Raw genomic sequence first — 16,621 nt, forward strand, 5'->3', positions numbered from 1 at the left:
TTTAAGGCATATATTTCATAATTGTTTGGGCAATATCATCAACATCCGCCACTTCATCTACAAGCTGCGTTTCCACGGCAGCTTTTGGCATTCCATATACGATACATGTTTCTGCTGACTCGGCAATAGCCGTGACATTCCCTATTTTCTTTAGTGAGACTAGTCCTTTTGATCCATCATAGCCCATTCCCGTCATAATAACGGCAATTTTATCGAACTCCGAGTACTGGCTGACGTCTTCAAACATGACGTCTACAGACGGGCGATGGCCTGCTCTTGGCGGTTCCTGGTCATCAAGTACAACTGCAAATGATGATCCGATTTTTCTTAATTTAACATGATAGCCACCCGGCGCAATATAGGCTGTTCCCTTTTGCAGCAGGTCGCCTTGTTCTGCTTCTTTTACATGAATTTCGCTCAACTGATCGAGTCTTGCTGCCAACGATTTTGTAAAGCCTGCAGGCATATGCTGCACGATTAAAATCGGTGCACCCACATTAGCGGGAATTTTCGTAATGACTTCCTGTAAAGCTCTAGGACCACCAGTTGAAGTCCCGATTAAAATGATTTTCTTCGAAGTTTTGCTCCACTCCGTCTGTTTAATCGGCACATCGATGTTGACAGTCGGCTTTGTCAAACTTCTTAATTTTGATTCTTCCTTGTCGAAAGGATGACGGATCGCTTGACTTGCGACTGTCGATTTACGGAAAGTTTTTTTCAATTTTGAAACTGTTACTTTAGATGCCTCTTCCACTTTTCGTACAAGTTCATCCTTAATTTTATGTAAATCCAATGAAATGGAACCGCTTGGTTTAGCAACAAAATCGACTGCTCCGTACTCCATTGCCATTAATGTATTTTCTGCTCCGCGCTTTGTCGTACTTGAAAGCATGATGACAGGTAATGGATACTTCTGCATAATTTCTTTTAACGCTTCCATCCCATTCATTTCCGGCATTTCCACGTCCATTGTCACGACATCGGGTTTAAGCTGCTCGATTTTTTTAATGGCGTCTTTCCCATTGCGTGCAGCCCCGATGACTTCAATATGCAGATGGTCCGAAAAAAAATCGCTTATTAGCTTCCGCATAAAGGCGGAATCATCAACAACCAGCAGTTTGGTTTTCTGTAAGTTGCTCATTTACTCACGCCCTCTCGAAAAGATGCTTTTTAATTTTGATATAAATTTCATACACTCGTTTGTTGCATGCACTTCTTTCATTACTGCCTGCGTTGTTAAAAATTGCTCAACAATTTTTTTCATCGTTTTTGTAATTGGGGCATCAGGATACAGCACTGTAAATAAGGCTTGCTGACGTACCGCTTGACGCACAACAGGATCTTCCGGCAGCGATCCTAAAATTGATACTTCCTTCTCTAAAAAACGCTGCATCACTGTTTTTAGACGCTGTGTAGTATCTTGCCCTTCCTCAACTGTATATGCACGATTGCCTAACAGATAAAACTTCTTCATTGGATCTTTTAGATGGATAAATTTCATCATAGAATAAGCATCCATAATGGACGTCGGTTCAGCTGTAGAAATAACGATAATTTCTTCAATGGATGTTAATAGATCGAGCGACCAATCAACAACACCTGCTCCCATATCAAATAAGACAAAATCATAATTTTTCTGCAATGTTTCAAAAGCCGTGATTAGACGGGTAAAAACATCTGAAGACCACTCCATTAACGACGACATACCTGAACCGCCGGAAATATAGCTTACCCCCTCGTTTGTTTCGCATAAAACATCTTCAAGCGATACTTGACCATCGAGGTAATCTTTTAAACTATATTTCACGGAGCTTCCTATGAGAATGTGTACATTGCCCATGCCAATATCCATATCTAAAATGACTACCTTTTTCCCTTTTTTTGATAAAAGGGTAGCGAAGTTTGTCGTAAAATTACTTTTTCCTACTCCGCCTTTTCCACTGACAACTGCAATTGATCGCCCTGGCTTATGTTCACTTTCCAGCATTTTCTGGCGTAGTTTTTCAGCTTGGTCTTTCATCCGTATTCTCCTCGAAGAAAAGTTCTAGTAAATTATCACTATTTGGTTGTTCAATATCTTCTGGTACTTCTTGACCATTTGTATAATAAGCTAGTCCTTTATTATATTTAATCATTAAATTAAACATAGTGCCAATAGAATTTGTTTCATCAAGCTTCGTAAAGATAAATTTTTCAATGTGCAAGTTCGTAAATTGTTCAATAATCGCTTCTAAGTCTTTTTGCTTAGACGTTAAAGATAAAACTAAGTAGGATTCTACTTGTTCGCTAAATTGTATTAATGATTTTAAATCATCTACATATTTCGCTTCTTTATAGTTTCTTCCGGCCGTATCAATAAAAATTAAATCCAAATGATCAAACTTTTTGATCGCCTCAGCATAATCTGTTGCATTATAAACAACTTCAACAGGTGCCTGCAGCAATGCAGCATACGTTTTCAATTGTTCGATTGCGGCGATACGATACGTGTCTGTTGTAATAAAGCCGATTTTCTTTTTCTTTTCAAGGACAGCGCGTGCTGCCATTTTCGCAATCGTTGTCGTTTTTCCAACACCTGTTGGACCTAACACATTAATGTATTTTTTCTCATATGAAATTCCGCTGATCGGCAAGTCATACAATTCTTTTCGTAAATAGTCTTTGGCAACTTCCTGCATATCGTTCCATATGATTTGCTTGCCATGCTCGTTATAATACATAAAAAGCTCATCACTGATTTTTGTGATAAGCTCCTCTCCAAGTTCCTGCTCACGTAGAAAGTCGATAAATGGTAAGAGTTCATCAGGATATTGAGATTGTACCGACATACGTTGCATCGATTGCATCATCGACTTTAAATCTGCAATTTCTTTGATCAGGTTATCAGGCAAGCCGGCAGAATCGCCTTGCGGAACTTTTTTATGTTGTTCCACAGACGAAGCTGCTTCGTGGATTCCTTGCTCTTTCAATTGCGGCGCAAATGTCGGAATGTCTTCTAAAGACGGCAATGAAGGTTTCTTTTCCACCTGGTCATATCCTGCCACGACTTCATAGCTTTTATTTTTTACTAATCCGAAAAACTTTTTCGTCACGACGACTTTCGAATTCAGAATAACCGCATCTTCCCCTAAATCGGCGCGAATTTGTTTCATTGCCTCAGCAATGGAAGGTGCGTTGTATTTTTTCATCTTCATTCAACATTCACCACCCCTACACTTTGAATTTCAACGGCTGCATCCAATTCGTTATATGAAAGAATCGGTACTTGCGGGAAATAACGTTCTGTTAATTGTCTTATATACAGACGCACAGCTGGCGAACATAAAATAATTGGCGACTGTTCCGTATAGGAAACACGCTCCACTTCCTTTGCAATAGCTTCCAATACGAATTGCGACTGCTGCGGATCCATTGCTAAATAATTTCCATGGTCTGTTTGCTGAATGCTGTCAGCTACGAGTTTTTCCACTTTTGCAGATACTGTGATAACTTTCAATGCTTGTTGGCCGTTAATAAATTGAGATGTAATTTGTCTAGCCAATGCCTGTCTCACATATTCTGTTAAAATATCGGGATCACTAGTAAGCTTTGCATAATCTGCTAATGTTTCGAATATAATCGGCAAATTACGTATTGAAACATTTTCACGCAATAGTTTTGCCAATACTTTTTGTACTTCCCCTATTGATAATGGTGTCGGAATTAGATCGTCCACTAAAATCGCATGGGTTTCGCGTAAATGATCGATCAGTTGCTTCGTCTCTTGACGGCCAAGCAGATCGTGGGCATTTGCACGGATAATTTCGGTTAAATGTGTAGAAACAACACTTGGCGGATCGACAACTGTATAGCCGAACATTTCGGCATCCTCTTTTACTGCTTCTGTGATCCATTTTGCAGGCAATCCAAATGATGGCTCGATTGTATCAATACCATCGATTGAATTATCATCCCCTGGACTCATTGCCAAATAATGATCCAGCAATAATTCACCTCGTGCCATTTCATTTCCCTTTATTTTAATCCGGTACTCATTTGGCTGCAGTTGGATATTGTCACGAATACGGACAATCGGTATGACAATCCCAAGCTCCAATGCAAGCTGACGGCGGATCATAACTACGCGGTCCAGTAAATCCCCACCTTGAGCTGCATCCACTAACGGAATTAATCCGTAGCCAAATTCAAACTCAATTGGATCGACATTTAATAAATTAATAACATTTTCCGGACTTTTCATCGTATCCGAAGCAACTTCCTCTTCGAATTCCATAATTTCTTCCGGCGTTTCTTCCTTTTTACGATCCATTAAGAATGCGCCAACCGCTAATGCTACTGCAATCGGAATTGTAATCCAGTCTGGAATCGGTGTGAATAACCCGAGCAGGAGAATTGTACCGGCAGCTACATATAGAAGCTTGGATTGTGCAAATAACTGGGCTGTAATATCTGAACCTAGATTTCCTTTTGAAGCGGCACGTGTTACAACAATACCTGTTGCAGTCGAAATTAATAATGCCGGGATTTGCGATACAAGTCCGTCACCGACTGTCAGCATCGAATATTTCGATGCGGCTTCACTAAAGCTCAGCTCCATCTGAAGCATACCGATAATCATACCGAAGAGTAAGTTAATACCAACCATAATGATTGAGGCGATCGCATCCCCTTTAACGAATTTCGTCGCACCATCCATCGCTCCGTAGAAGTCTGCTTCTCCGGATACTTTTTCACGGCGTTCGCGTGCTTCCTTTTCCGAAATCATTCCGGCGTTTAAATCTGCATCAATACTCATTTGTTTACCAGGCATCGCATCCAAAGTAAAACGCGCAGCTACTTCCGCAACACGTTCCGAACCTTTCGTAATAACGATAAACTGGATAATAACTAATAATAAGAAAATAACTAAACCTACTAAAATATTACCGCCTGTTACGAAATTACCAAATGTCTCTACTACTTTACCTGCGTCACCTTCCGCTAAAATAGCACGTGTCGTAGATACAGACAATGCCAGACGGAACAGCGTTAATAATAGAATGACAGTCGGGAAAATCGAGAAATCGAGCGCTTCCTTCATATTCATTGAAGTTAATAATACGAGTAGTGCCAATGTAATATTGATAATAATTAAAAAACTGAGTAGCCAATGTGGAAGAGGGATAATGAGCATCGCTACAACCATAATCACTGCAGCTAAAACCCCTAAGTCGCGTATTTGCATTGTTGTCCCTCCTGAAATCTATGTCAAATTTTGCGTTTGATCCGGTATACATATGCAAGAACTTCGGCAACAGCTTTGAAAAACTCTTCCGGTACAGCCTGGCCGATTTCAACCTGGTCATACATCGCACGGGCAAGCGGACGATTTTCTACCATAATGACATCATGTTCTTTTGCAATAAGTTTAATTTTCTGTGCGACAAAATCGGTCCCTTTTGCTACAACTTTTGGCGCATCCATCATATCTTCATCGTATTTTAATGCAATGGCAAAATGGGTCGGGTTTGTAATGACAACATCTGCAGCAGGTACATCCTGCATCATTCTGCGCATTGCCATTTCCCGTTGACGCTGTTTAATTTTCGACTTGATCAGCGGGTCGCCTTCTGCATTTTTATGCTCATCTTTAACATCCTGTTTCGACATCTTCAATTGCTTTTCATACTCATGCCGCTCATAAATGTAGTCAAACAATGCAATGAATACGAGCATAATCGAAGCGGCAATTCCCATGATTGCCGACAAGTATGCTACTGTGGCCAAAATTTGTGCCGGACTATGTAAAGCAAGCGATAATACATCTTCCAAATATATAATAATGACAACGGTAGTTACGGTCCCGATTAACGTTACTTTCAATAATGATTTAATTAAATTGACGATCGCTCGTACAGAAATAATCTTTTTGATCCCTTTAATCGGATCCATTTTTTTCAAATCTATTTTTAGTGTCTCTGTTGTAAAAAGTAAGCCAAACTGAAAAAAGTTAGCTCCAATACCTGCAATAATGGCAATGACCATAATCGGCAGAACGATAATTGCCATTTCTTTAATGGATTCAACATACATATCCATTACGGTTTCAGCGTTCAGCGTTTCTATTAACATATTGCGGTTAAGTGCTTGTAGTAAAAAATCTCTCATTCCTTCGTACATGAATGGTGCAAAGAAAAGTAAAAAGAAAAATGACAATAGCAGTAATACGGCGGCTGTGACATCCTGACTTTTTAATACTTGTCCTTTTTTACGTGAATCCTGCCGCTTTTTCGGTGTTGCTTTTTCCGTTTTTTCACCTGCAAAAAACTGAAGGTCAACGTTGATCAATAGCTTTTTATCCATGTTAGCCACCACCTAAAATAACCATTAAGTCACGTAAAGAAATAATCATAAATTCAATTAGCTCCTTCATAACTCCTACTAATACACCCATTGTCACCATCAATACTAGAAACCCTACTGCAATTTTAATCGGGAATCCGATTACAAATATATTCATTTGCGGTACCGTTTTCCCTGTAATACCTAACGCTAACGTTACTAAAAATAATGTTGCAACTATTGGAGCTGACATTTGAAATGCTATGGCAAAAACAGAAACAAATATTTTTATAATAAACAGTGCGGTCCCTTCTTCACCGAAATTCGGGAAAAACTGATCCATCGGCATAAATTGATAACTATAAAAAATCCCATCTAAAATTAGATGATGACCATTTATTGAAAGCAATACTAAAAGCATTAAAAAGTTTAAAAACTGCCCCATTAGCGGAGACTGGGCACCTGTTTGCGGATCGATAATATTCGCCATCGCAAAACCCATCTGGAAATCGATAAATCCGCCCGCTATTTGAACAGCAGAAACGATAATCATCGCAGCCAATCCTAGCATCAGCCCGATAATCGCCTCTTTTAAAACGAGCAGCAAATAGAAAGCATTAATTTCAAACGGTTCAATATTAAACGTATAATACATCATCCACGCCAAAGCGACAGCCAATACAATGCGCACTTGCGGGGGGATTGTACGATATGAAAATAAAGGGACGGAGACGAAAAATGCAGAAACACGTACTAAAATTAATAGCAATATTGACAAATTCGGTAGTAATTCCGTCATTTTCTCACCCAATATACCGAACTAGGTTATTTAAAATGTCGTGAAAGTAGTCCGTCATCTTGCTGATCATAAACGGACCAAAAAAAATAATCGCCACTAATACCGCTACGATTTTAGGTACGAACGCCAATGTTTGTTCTTGAATGGAAGTTGTCGCCTGAAATATACTGACTATTAAACCGCTGACAAGTGCGATTAATAGTAAAGGTCCCGAAACTATCAATATCGTGAATACTGCATTCTCTGCAATTGCAATGACCATTTCCTGTGTCACTTTATATCATCCCCTAAAAACTTTGAAGTAAAGATTTCATCACTAAATACCAACCATCGACGAGTACAAATAATAAGATTTTAAATGGCAGTGAAATCATTACTGGAGGCAGCATCATCATCCCCATTGACATCAGTGTACTTGCGACTACCATATCAATAACTAAAAACGGAATGAAGATCATAAAGCCCATTTGAAAAGCTGTCTTAATTTCACTTAACGCAAATGCGGGTACGAGCAGCGTCATCGGAATTTCCTCGATGGAATCCGGATACTCTGCCTGATTATATTCGATAAAAAGTTCTAAATCTTTTTGCCTTGTATGCTGAGACATAAATTGTTTGAACGGAATCGTCGCCCGTTCATATGCCTCTTCCAAATTAATTTCTTCATCAAAGAGCGGCTGTAATGCCTGCTCGTTTACTTGCTGGAATGTCGGAGCCATAATAAAGAACGTTAAAAACAATGCCAACCCGATAATTACCTGGTTAGGAGGCATTTGGTTCGTGGCAAGGGCTGTCCTAGTAAACGACAGAACAATGACGATACGCGCAAATGAAGTCATTAATATTAATAGACTCGGCGCTAACGATAGTACAGTTAACAGGAATAACAGCGTAACGGACGTGGATACATTCCCCGGATCACTTTCAGAAAACACGGAAAGAATTTCGTTCATCGATCATCACGCTCCTGTTCTTTCCACCGCTCAAGCTCGTCACTTCGTTGCTGCTTGATTTTCCCGATTTTTTCATTGAACAAATCATTGAATTTAGGGCTTTCCGAAATATCCTGAGGGCGCTTTTTTTGTGAAAATTTATTAATTAATTGAGCTATATATGGTGAAGTATTCACCATGCTCTGCTTAGTTTCAATTTGATTTAGTAAATGGTCGATTTCTTCTTCGGATTCAATTTCCTTCAGAAGCTGAATGTTATCGCCGACACCAACTACATAAACTCGTTTACCAATTAGTAATAATTGTACAGACTTTTGCTGTCCTACAGACAAGCCACCGATATTTTTAATAACGGCATTTTGTTGATAGTTGAAGTTACGCTTGTTTAAATACTTTAAAATGAACAATAATAGCCCTATGACGAAGACAAGTGCTATTAAAACTTTAAGATAATCCCAAAATCCAATACTAACGGATGCCGAGTCAGTTTGTTCTGCGTCGGCATCCGGAGTACTCTCATCTGAAATTTTTTCTTCTGAACATACTTCAGGGTTTTCATTACAGTTTTCGTATACGTTACTTACCATCGCAAAAGTTCCATTTGAGATTGGTGTAAATAATGCCGTCATCAATACAATTCCAACAGCGATCCAAAATCGAAATGATTTTTTTGCTTTCATCAGATCAACCTAAAGCTTTTTGAATCGCTTCGATTACGCGATCAGCTTGGAAAGGCTTTACGATAAAGTCTTTTGCACCTGCTTGAATCGCATCGATAACCATAGCTTGTTGGCCCATTGCTGAACACATAATAACTACCGCGCTCGGATCCGTGCCTTTAATTTCTTTTAATGCTGCAATACCATCCATTTCAGGCATTGTAATATCCATTGTTACTAAATCCGGACGTAATTCATTGTACTTTTCAACCGCTTGAATTCCGTCAGCTGCTTCTCCTACTACTTCAAAACCATTCTTCGTTAAAATATCCTTGATCATCATGCGCATGAATGCTGCATCGTCAACAATTAAAATCCTTTTAGACATAATCTAATTCCTCCAATTAAAACTATCTAATATTGTTCAAGCGATCTGCCTGACTTAAAATATCTGTGATGCGAACACCGAAGTTCTCATCAATTACTACAACTTCACCTTTTGCAATTAACCGACTGTTTACTAAAATATCTACAGGTTCACCTGCAAGCTTATCTAATTCAATAATCGATCCGCTTGATAGTTCAAGTATTTCTTTTACTGAACGTTTAGTACGTCCCAGCTCAACTGTTACTTGCAATGGAATATCAAGCAGCATATTTAAATTGCGCGCTTCTGCCTGTGTAATATTTGGCGATTCGAAGCTTGCAAATTGAGCTTGCTGTACATTTGCCGGTGGTGCTGTATAAGCAGGCTGCTGATAAACTGGCTGTTCATATACAGGTTGCTGTTGCTGATACGCTTGCTGCTGCATCGGTTGCTCATGCATTGGCTGCTCATAAACTGGCTGCTGAACCGGTTGTTCAAACACAGGTTGCTGTGCAGTCGGTTGTTGTGCCTGCTGCATTGGTTGCTGTTGTGTCGGCTGAACTGGTGTAGGCTCCACTGTTGTTGTTGCAGTAAGAGGCTCATCAGTTTCTCCCATTAATGACTTTACTATCTTTTTACTAAACTTTAAAGGTAGTAATTGCATTAAATTCGAATCGATCAATTCACCGATACGCAATCGGAATGAAATTTTCACTAATAATTCATCTGTTGGGATCGTTTCAGTACCCTCATCTTGTGAAATATTCAGTAAATCAATTGTCGGCGGTGAAATATCAACCTTTTGGTTAAATACTGTTGACATGGATGTGGCAGCTGAGCCCATCATTTGATTCATCGCTTCTTGAACAGCACTTAACTGAATTTCACTTAATTCTGGTCTTGGATTAACTCCATCGCCACCCAGCATTAGATCTGCAATAATTGCAGCATCCGATTGTTTAATTACGAGAAGATTCATTCCTGAAAGACCAGTTGTATACTCTACTTGTACAGCAACATACGGATGCGGGAATTCCTGTTCTAAACGGTTACGATTAATCATTGAAATACTAGGTGTTGTTATATCTACTTTTTGACCTAGTAATGAAGATAATGCAGTAGCAGAACTGCCGAATGAGATATTACCTACCTCACCTAATGCATCAATTTCTATCGGAGTTAAGTGATCCTCAACTTTAATTTCTTCTTCCGGATTTGCTGTATTTGCAGAAAAATCCTCCAGCGTTTCGCCCCTTAATAGAGCCTCAATTTCTTCTTGGGAGAGCATTTCATCACTCATCTTCGTCTCCTCCTTCCAAAGGGTCGATAATTTGAACAGCCATTTTATTATTCAATTTCCCTGGCTGAACGGTAAATTTCGGTAAACTGCCGACTTTCAGTGTTAACGGATTTTCAATTTTTTGATTTAACGGAATGACATCACCGACAGCCATTGTCAGGAAATCTTCAATTGTGATGTCTGCCGTTCCTAACTCTGCAATAACCGGTAATTTTGCCTGTTTCACACGTGTTTCAAGCATTTTTGTTTGCTCCGGTGAAATTTCTTTCGTATTTGTCTGCATCCAATAGCGAACAGATAAATTCGGAACGATCGGTTCTAGTACAACATGCGGAATACAAATATTGATCATCCCTGTCGTTTCCCCGATAATTGTATTAAACGAAATGACAACAACCGTTTCATTTGGCGAAATCATTTGTAAAAACTGCGGGTTTACTTCCAATTCCACAAGCATCGGATCGATTTCAGCAACGTTCTCCCATGCTTCACGTAAATTATCAAAAGAACGTTCAAATAAATTTGTCATGATTTTCGTTTCGATTTCAGTTAAATTGTCGACATTGCTATGACTTCCCCCTGCTCCGCCCATCAATCGATCGAGCATCGAATAGGCAATGTTCGGGTTGATTTCCATTAAAATATTGCCATCTAAAGGCGGGACCTCAAATACATTGATTAATGTCATGTTTGGGATAGAACGAACAAATTCTTCAAACGGAATTTGGTCCACGGATGCAACTGTTATTTGAACATAGCTTCTTAACTGTGCAGAAAAGAATGTTGTTAACAGTCGCGCAAAGTTTTCATGTATACGGGTCAAACTTCGGATTTGGTCTTTTGAGAAGCGCAGAGCACGCTTAAAGTCGTATACTTTAACTTTTCGTGTTTCATCTTCTTTTTTTATGTCTTCTGCAGACATCTCTCCGGTCGATATCGCCGATAAAAGCGCATCAATTTCGGATTGCGACATTATATCTCCTGCCATTTGCCCACCTCCATTTCAAAAAATTAAAATTGTGTAGTACTGATGATTACTGAAGTACGTATGAAGTAATATACACTTGCGTAACTTCCCCTTCTTGCATTAACTCATTTACTTGAGATTTAATTGCATCCTGGAATGTAATTTTCCCTTGCTTGCCTTCTAAAGCTTTCTCTTCCATTTCAGAAAGCTCTTGGATCACGATATTTTTTACTTGGAAGTCTCGTTTAAACAACTCTTCACCAGCTTTTTTATCTGATGCCTGAATTTTTAATGTAATTCGAACAAAACTTCCATCTGCCAAGTTCGTCGTAATCTCAGGAATGTCTACCGATGACTCGATGATTTCATCAATCGTTGGACCATCTGGCTTCTCTTTGTCGAGCTGTGTCAATAACACAACTACAATAACACCGAATAATGTAATCGTCACTAATATGATTAGCATAATTGTTAATAGTTTATTATTCTTCATCTTCTTCACCTCTAAGGTGCGGGTTAGATAAAACTTGGACATTCTGATAAAATGTCCTCACTTTTTGCCGTACCTGTTCTTCAGTCTCTAACACAATGAATTTACGTCCAGTTGTCAGCGTAATTTGGGTGTCCGGAAATGCTTCAACTGTTTCTATGTATAAAGCATTTAAAGTAAATGCTTTACCATTAAGGCGAGTCACCTCAATCATTAAAATAGGGCCGGACCTGCACTTGAGAGCCGGCCCGGCCCCCCTCTTCTATAATAAATTTAAACTATCGTTTTAAGTTAACTAGCTCTTGTAAAATTTCATCCGACGTTGTAATAATACGAGAGTTCGCCTGGAACCCGCGCTGCGCAACAATCATCTCCGTGAATTCTTCCGAAAGATCTACGTTGGACATTTCCATGAAGCCTGAGTTGATTGAACCGATACCAGCTACTGTACCTACTTGAACATAACGATCCCCCGAGTTGGCTGTATCACGGAAATAGTTTGAACCTGTTTTTTCTAAACCAGACGCATTAGCAAATTTCGCCATTAGTAATTGCCCTGCATACATTAAGTCTCCTTTATAGTCGACATAACTTACAGAACCATCTTGACCAATGCTCATACTTTGAGCTGTTGTAGGAATACGGATAGTACCTAACTCACCATCTGCCGGAGTAAGTGCACCGTCTACATCTAAATTCTCTCCTAGATCTCCCGATACATTTGGACGGTCATCACCATCAAAAGGAACTCCAGCGTCTCCTTCCATCACTGAATAGTCATCTGCTCGAACACCGACTAAATATTTCCCATCTCCATTTACCAAATAACCATTGCGATCCATGTAGAAATTGCCGGCACGCGTGTATAGAACATTAGAAAAAGCATCCTCGCCCACTTCTTGAATAATACCCTCAGCATCTGGTGCCGTACCATCAGCAACCATAAAGAATCCATCACCTGAAATTGCTAAATCCAAAGTACGACCAGTCGTTTGCATAGACCCTGCATTGTGAATAGTATCGATAGCAGCAAGTTGCGATCCTAATCCAACCTGAATCGTGTTTACACCACCGCGAGTTGCTGAAGGTGCAGATGCTCCTGCCTGTGTTTGTGAAATTAAATCTTTAAAAATAGTACGTTCTTTCTTGTAGCCGTACGTATTAACATTTGAAATATTATTCCCAATCACGTCTAATTTTGTCTGAAAGTTTTTTAAACCTGAAATCCCTGAATACATTGAACGTAACATGAAATGTCGTTCTCCCTTCGTTTTTCAAATCTGTTTTTTAGTTCAGTCGTATCCATCATTCAACGACTGTAGGCTTCCTTACTTCTGAAGGTCCGGCCTATATAAGAATTGTTCCATCAATATTGGTAAATAGTTGCTGTTTTGCTTCATTACGATCCAACGCCGTAATAACCGTCGCATTTTTTGCACTTACAATTAAGGCTGCCTGATCTAACAGGACTAACGGCTGCTTCACACCTTTATCTTTTGCCTCAAATACTTTTTTGGAGATTTGCTGCCATTCACGATCTGTTATAGAAATATTTCGTTCATTCAACCGTTCTGAAGCATGCTTGCTTATTTTTAATTCATCACCGGTCGCCTGTTTTAAATGGTCCATAAAGGACTGCTTTGAAACTTGCTCAGTACTTTGCTTTACCATCGGCTTTATCGGTGGATGGTAAGGGATATGTTGAATATTGACTCTGTTCATCAGCCCCACCTCTTATTCTGTTACATTTTCATTTTGGGTTGTTTGAGAACTCACTGTAAATTGGTCTTTCGTTAAACGAGAACCATCATTTAAAATGTATTCGATATTCACATTATTTGTTTTAATCGCTTCAATAATTGCCTCAACGACTTGGTCACCATTTGTATATTGAACCGTCTGTCCGATCAGCTGGCTCGCTTCTGCTAATGGATTTCCTGCTGGAACTGTCGGCTCTGTTGCACTCGTACTACCAAGAATCGATGAAATATTGCCTGGTTTAATTTCCTTGCCGTCAGCCAGTACAAACACGGCCTCACCATCAACAAATTTTAATTCCTTAATAGCGCCTGTTCCTTCGTTGTAGATCGGCTTGTTGTCCGCGTCCACTTTGTCTGTAATTTCATGCCATTTCACTTCTTTGCCGACAAATGTTGAATAGTTCATTAACTGTGATTGGTTCTGTGATTCAAGTAAATTTTCCATCGCCTTTGTCATATTTTGCATTTGCTCAAGTGAAGAAAATTGTGCCATTTGTGAAATGAATTCCTTATCATCCATCGGGCTTGTCGGATCCTGGTTTTGCAATTGGGTAATTAATATTTTTAAAAACGCATCTTTTCCAAGCGCCCCGTTATCTTGTTTATCTGTTACTTTGAAATTGGCATTATTCGCCTGTAAAAAATAATCATTTGAAATTGTGTTTGCCACTTACTCTACCTCCTCACTTAATAGATCTTTAAACGAAATATTTTCTTCTTCTAGCGTATCTTCGTTATTGTCCTGTTTTTTTTCTCCATCTTTTTGACGGAAGAAGTTATTAAAGAAATTTTGATCACGCGCATTTCGATCTGCATCCTGTAAAGACTGTGCAACATCGATTCGTTCCATTTGAATATTTTGAGAGACGAAACCGGCTTTTAACTGGTTAATGTTATTTTCCAGTAACTCTTTCCCCATTGCTGTCGTTGCCAATAATCGGGCAGTCATTACCCCATCTTTTTGAACTAATTCAATTCGTATTTGACCGAGGTTTTCCGGAAACAGTTTCAGGAATAATTTCATATTACCTGGCTGTCCTGAAAGCTGGCTGCGATTGATCAAGTTTTGAATTTCTTTTATTAATGCATCCGACTGTGCCGGCTTTTCAGCGGGTAATGTAACAGTCACTGTTTTTGTATGTGTCACTTGCTGCTGTAAATGACCTGCTGTTTGTGTATCCGTTTCAACTTTAACGGTCGTCTGTTGACCTTGCTGTATTACTTGTTGGAAAGTCGTAGTTTTTGAAGTACTCTGAGTACTCTGCTCTGTTCCTGCTAATTTCTGAGCTTCATTTGCCAAGGTCAGCAATGCATCTTTTAAACTGGCTAATTGAACTTCCTGTTGATAGACCGTATCAACTTTACTTCCGGCTAGTTGAGCTAACTTTAACAGCTGGACAATTTGCTGCAATTCTTTTGGTTGCACATTGTTTTGCTCAGGCTTCTGTACAGCTGCCATTACTTCATTTAAAATATGCGGTGCCTGCTCTATTAGAGACCAAACATCCGTAATTTCCTGCTTTGTGTCCCCTAATAACTGTTCAATAATTTGACTCAACTCTTCTTTTGTCATGCCTAAAAGTTCCGTCAAGTTATCTAAAGTCATTAGTTCGTCTAGCGCAACCGGTGTACTTTCTTCACCTACTAGTGCAAATAGCCCCGACTCATCCATTTTCACACCTAATTGTTCGAGTAAACTTTCCAGTGAGTCCTCTTCTAAAATTTCAGAAATACTTTCAGCAAGCGTCGGTTCTAATACTTCTGCTTGCTTAGCAGTTGGAGCAGGCGACTTGGAAATCATCGAATTGTACACACTTCCAAATGCTTTTGAATCTGGCTTTGGCGTTTTTACTGTGTTTGGCTGGAAGTCTTGCTTCGGTATTTTTACTGTTTGTAACATTGCTATATTCATTTACTACACCTCCCTCCATTCAAGGACTATTGCTGTGATAAAAGCTCTGTATAGCGGGCAGCATCTGCCGGCGCCATTTTTGCGAAAATAGCTGATAATGTATCGGGTTTCATCTCCGACATAATACGTACGCTTTCCGTGTCACTCATTTCAACTAATATAGGTGCTGCTTTTCTTGCAGACATTTTTTCGAAAGTAGACAGAATTTCTTTAAACTCTTTTTTCGTCTCTTCCTGATTGCGCTGCAATTTTTCAATTTCAAACAGCAATCGTTCCTGCTCAATTAAAAGCTCTTCCTTTTCAGTCGCTGATGCGTCAATTTGTGATTGCAGCTGGGAAATTTGCGCTTCCTTTTCCTGAATTTCCGCTTGCAGCTCCACTACCTTTTGTTCATTTAATGAGCTATTTTCTACTACTTCCTCTTTTTCATCCGAGCTGATAAACGGGATTTTTTCAATTGCCTCATCCGCCATTTTAAACACGTTATATTCCGTCATAGATGTAATAATCAATAAAATTGCGATGAGAAACATGAACGGGATTAAAAATAGGTAGAAAAACTTTTTGAAAAAACCTGGAGATTGGCTTTCCAATTCCATTTCTTCCACTTGTTCCATCGTATTTTTTATTTTTTTTGCCACGGAATCACCTGATTTCCTTCTTGTAATACGCAATTGTTGAAAGCTCATCCAGCTGTATTGCTTCTATATGAAGTTGATCTTCTATGAATCTTTCATGATCTCTTTCACGCATTTTTTCATATTTACGTACTTCCAAACTTTTTTCCAATAACTTTTGCTCATGCCAATTCATTTTTGCACGCGCCTGCATTACTTTTTGCTGTGCATCCTCAATTGTTTTTTCCATACTATCGATAAATTTCGAATAATGGTTGATTTCATCGATGGAAGACCCAATTTTTAACCGTTCCTGCTGATACTCGATTAAATCTTCTTTTTTCTTTAACAGGTCATACAGCTTTGTAGCAATTTCCTCAAACACTTGCACCGATTCTTTATAAGCCAGTTCCGATTCCGTTTTTTCCTGATCTTTAACAACAAGAATTTTTTCAAAACGATAATTGTATTTCATA

At 39.1% G+C, this 16,621-nt stretch carries 20 protein-coding genes; all 20 read right to left on the reverse strand.

Features of this window, described 5'->3' with window-relative positions:
• Position 1 precedes the first annotated feature (1 nt).
• On the reverse strand, positions 2–1,141 hold the full coding sequence (locus ACQKN3_RS09160) for a protein-glutamate methylesterase/protein-glutamine glutaminase (RefSeq protein ID WP_427710929.1): 1,140 nt from the start codon (positions 1,139–1,141) through the stop codon (positions 2–4).
• The gene (locus ACQKN3_RS09165) at positions 1,142–2,020 is read right to left on the reverse strand and encodes a MinD/ParA family protein (protein ID WP_427710931.1); all 879 of its coding nucleotides are present in this window, start codon (positions 2,018–2,020) and stop codon (positions 1,142–1,144) included.
• Positions 2,004–3,194: a flagellar biosynthesis protein FlhF gene (gene flhF / locus ACQKN3_RS09170; RefSeq protein ID WP_427710933.1), complete on the reverse strand. Its 1,191-nt coding sequence runs from the start codon at positions 3,192–3,194 to the stop codon at positions 2,004–2,006. The genes ACQKN3_RS09165 and flhF overlap by 17 nt, the downstream gene beginning before the upstream one ends.
• Positions 3,191–5,224: a flagellar biosynthesis protein FlhA gene (flhA, locus tag ACQKN3_RS09175; RefSeq protein WP_251689306.1), complete on the reverse strand. Its 2,034-nt coding sequence runs from the start codon at positions 5,222–5,224 to the stop codon at positions 3,191–3,193. The genes flhF and flhA overlap by 4 nt, the downstream gene beginning before the upstream one ends.
• 23 nt (positions 5,225–5,247) lie before the next feature.
• Positions 5,248–6,342 (reverse strand): flagellar biosynthesis protein FlhB, encoded by a 1,095-nt coding sequence (flhB, locus tag ACQKN3_RS09180; protein ID WP_251689308.1) that lies wholly within the window; start codon positions 6,340–6,342, stop codon positions 5,248–5,250.
• Position 6,343: 1 nt separating this feature from the next.
• Entirely contained in the window at positions 6,344–7,120 is a 777-nt protein-coding gene (gene fliR, locus ACQKN3_RS09185; RefSeq protein ID WP_427710935.1) for a flagellar biosynthetic protein FliR, read from the reverse strand.
• 4 nt (positions 7,121–7,124) lie between these two features.
• Positions 7,125–7,394, reverse strand: coding sequence for a flagellar biosynthesis protein FliQ (gene fliQ / locus ACQKN3_RS09190; RefSeq protein ID WP_079525230.1), 270 nt, complete (start codon positions 7,392–7,394; stop codon positions 7,125–7,127).
• A 13-nt stretch (positions 7,395–7,407) separates the two neighbouring features.
• Positions 7,408–8,073 (reverse strand): flagellar type III secretion system pore protein FliP, encoded by a 666-nt coding sequence (gene fliP / locus ACQKN3_RS09195; protein ID WP_251689312.1) that lies wholly within the window; start codon positions 8,071–8,073, stop codon positions 7,408–7,410.
• On the reverse strand, positions 8,070–8,753 hold the full coding sequence (locus ACQKN3_RS09200; RefSeq protein WP_427710938.1) for a flagellar biosynthetic protein FliO: 684 nt from the start codon (positions 8,751–8,753) through the stop codon (positions 8,070–8,072). The genes fliP and ACQKN3_RS09200 overlap by 4 nt, the downstream gene beginning before the upstream one ends.
• Before the next feature lie 4 nt (positions 8,754–8,757).
• On the reverse strand, positions 8,758–9,120 hold the full coding sequence (locus ACQKN3_RS09205; RefSeq protein ID WP_008403273.1) for a response regulator: 363 nt from the start codon (positions 9,118–9,120) through the stop codon (positions 8,758–8,760).
• A gap of 22 nt (positions 9,121–9,142) precedes the next feature.
• Entirely contained in the window at positions 9,143–10,399 is a 1,257-nt protein-coding gene (fliY, locus tag ACQKN3_RS09210; RefSeq protein WP_427710940.1) for a flagellar motor switch phosphatase FliY, read from the reverse strand.
• Positions 10,392–11,387, reverse strand: coding sequence for a flagellar motor switch protein FliM (fliM, locus tag ACQKN3_RS09215; protein WP_251689319.1), 996 nt, complete (start codon positions 11,385–11,387; stop codon positions 10,392–10,394). Before fliM ends, fliY begins: the two co-directional genes overlap by 8 nt.
• Positions 11,388–11,433: 46 nt before the next feature.
• Positions 11,434–11,859, reverse strand: coding sequence for a flagellar basal body-associated protein FliL (gene fliL / locus ACQKN3_RS09220; RefSeq protein WP_251689321.1), 426 nt, complete (start codon positions 11,857–11,859; stop codon positions 11,434–11,436).
• A complete protein-coding gene (locus ACQKN3_RS09225; protein ID WP_251689323.1) occupies positions 11,849–12,070 on the reverse strand; it encodes a flagellar FlbD family protein in 222 nt (73 codons plus the stop codon). The genes fliL and ACQKN3_RS09225 overlap by 11 nt, the downstream gene beginning before the upstream one ends.
• A gap of 64 nt (positions 12,071–12,134) precedes the next feature.
• Positions 12,135–13,106, reverse strand: a complete 972-nt coding sequence (flgG, locus tag ACQKN3_RS09230) for a flagellar basal body rod protein FlgG (protein WP_427710943.1) — start codon at positions 13,104–13,106, stop codon at positions 12,135–12,137.
• Positions 13,107–13,203: 97 nt separating this feature from the next.
• On the reverse strand, positions 13,204–13,578 hold the full coding sequence (locus ACQKN3_RS09235; RefSeq protein WP_427710945.1) for a TIGR02530 family flagellar biosynthesis protein: 375 nt from the start codon (positions 13,576–13,578) through the stop codon (positions 13,204–13,206).
• A gap of 12 nt (positions 13,579–13,590) precedes the next feature.
• Positions 13,591–14,286 carry a flagellar hook assembly protein FlgD gene (gene flgD / locus ACQKN3_RS09240; RefSeq protein WP_251689329.1) on the reverse strand — a complete coding sequence of 232 codons (696 nt, stop codon included), beginning with the start codon at positions 14,284–14,286 and terminating at the stop codon, positions 13,591–13,593.
• Positions 14,287–15,528: a flagellar hook-length control protein FliK gene (locus ACQKN3_RS09245; RefSeq protein ID WP_427710946.1), complete on the reverse strand. Its 1,242-nt coding sequence runs from the start codon at positions 15,526–15,528 to the stop codon at positions 14,287–14,289.
• Between the two features lie 26 nt (positions 15,529–15,554).
• Positions 15,555–16,169, reverse strand: coding sequence for a MotE family protein (locus ACQKN3_RS09250; protein WP_251689333.1), 615 nt, complete (start codon positions 16,167–16,169; stop codon positions 15,555–15,557).
• A gap of 4 nt (positions 16,170–16,173) precedes the next feature.
• Positions 16,174–16,620 (reverse strand): flagellar export protein FliJ, encoded by a 447-nt coding sequence (fliJ, locus tag ACQKN3_RS09255; protein ID WP_427710948.1) that lies wholly within the window; start codon positions 16,618–16,620, stop codon positions 16,174–16,176.
• Between the last annotated feature and the right edge of the window lies 1 nt (position 16,621).

This window comes from Solibacillus sp. NPDC093137 (assembly GCF_050280445.1).
GTDB lineage: Bacteria > Bacillota > Bacilli > Bacillales_A > Planococcaceae > Solibacillus > Solibacillus isronensis_B.